This window comes from Vibrio sp. 10N.247.311.13 (genome assembly GCF_041467595.1).
Classification (GTDB): Bacteria; Pseudomonadota; Gammaproteobacteria; order Enterobacterales; family Vibrionaceae; genus Vibrio; species Vibrio crassostreae_C.
The window spans coordinates 1-1162 of sequence record NZ_JBFSUX010000142.1; the positions used below are offsets into that span (position 1 = coordinate 1).

Consider the following 1162-nt stretch of genomic DNA (forward strand, 5'->3'; position numbering starts at 1 on the left):
AACGCTTACCTTTCGCAAGTCCTTGCAGGGCAAGGGGCTTCGTAATCTTGCCCTGGGATTCATAGTGATCCGTGCCAGAAGTTTTGGACACTGAGTTAAGTTCCAGTACTCTGATACAGCGATTGAAACTGCCCTGATGATTAAGGGGATATTCTCTCTGCCATTACGTGCTCTTCAAGGTTTTATCAACTCTATCTTTGAGCTAATGGATGTTCCGCTGACCTCTCCTGGCTACACATGTATTAGTAAACGCTCGAAGACGGTTCAGGTCAAATATCGCAATAGGTCTAGAGGGGCTATTCACCATATAGCCATTGATTCGACAGGCCTCAAAGTCTTTGGTGAAGGTGAGTGGAAAGTAAAAAAGCATGGTGCAGAAAAACGAAGAACATGGCGTAAGCTGCACTTAGCTGTAGATGTGGATACTCACGAAGCGATTAGTGCGGAAGTCAGCCTTGTAAATGTTGGCTATAGTGAAGTGCTACCAACATTACTCAACCCTTTACGCAGAAAGGTTCATACCGAATCTACCTATGGAGCATATGACACAAAAAGTTGTCATGAAACCCTGAAAAATAAAGGCTGTACTCCGTTGATACCACCTCGAAAGAATGCAGTACATTGGGAGGATGGTCATCCCAGAAACGAAGCAGTAACGGCTCTGAAAAATGGGACAATATCGGAGTGGAAAACAGAGTCTGGTTATCACTATCGCTCAATATCTGAGACCGCAATGTCTCGATACAAGGGATTAACAAGCGGTAAATTGAGTTTGAGAAATTACAACGCTCAAGTGGGCAAAGTCTGAAAGTAATAGACTCAGAAAGCGTATTAATAATAACCAACAAAAGTCTGGTGAGTGTGTTACCTTGGTTGTTATCCCTACCGCTTAGTAGGGACTTCTTTTCTTTTCCGAACTCGCAAATCGGCACTCCTTAGTCGCCCTCCTAAGCCATACTGCAGGCTTTAATTATGTCCATCTCAACCGAAAAGTTAAGAAATATATTCAAACTCTCTAGAATTGAAAATGTAGATACCAACAACGTACCCCATATAGCTCCTTGGTTACCACTTGCTCAAAAAGTAAATCCGGTCATCCCTTCTGCAATTATATATTGCGAAGGTAATTTTGGTAAAATTGATGGTAAAACCGCTAATGGGT

2 pseudogenes are annotated in these 1162 nt (G+C 42.5%); both read left to right on the forward strand.

Going from position 1 to position 1162, the window contains the following annotated elements:
* Positions 1-100: 100 nt before the first annotated feature.
* Positions 101-808: pseudogene (locus tag AB6E52_RS23065) on the forward strand (IS5 family transposase); the annotation flags it as partial.
* A gap of 164 nt (positions 809-972) precedes the next feature.
* Positions 973-1162: pseudogene (locus AB6E52_RS23070) on the forward strand (DUF1611 domain-containing protein); the annotation flags it as partial.